This window comes from Methylobacterium sp. AC315, from assembly GCF_979253755.1.
On sequence record NZ_CEEDEA010000139.1, the window covers coordinates 1 to 237 of the forward strand.

Consider the following 237-nt stretch of genomic DNA (forward strand, 5'->3'; position numbering starts at 1 on the left):
GGCTGGAGGTCCGGGTGATGCGCGAGGTCTGCCGCAGGCTCGGGCTCGAAAACAGCCCCGTGAACGTCAAGTTCGATGCCCTGCTGATCGGCCTGATGGCCGATCAGTACGACCTCACCAGCGAGTCGATGGACATCACGCCCGCCCGGCAGAAGCAGGTCGCCTTCGCGGACGGGTGGCTCGCATCCGGGGCGCGGATCGGCACCCGCAAGGCTACGGGCAGCAAGGGTCCGGACG

The 237-nt window shown here is 68.4% G+C and carries 1 protein-coding gene; it reads left to right on the top strand.

What is annotated here, in order from left to right:
* Nucleotides 1-237 (top strand): transporter substrate-binding domain-containing protein (locus AC0IY0_RS29025; RefSeq protein ID WP_471766509.1); only part of this gene is annotated, 237 nt, incomplete at both ends.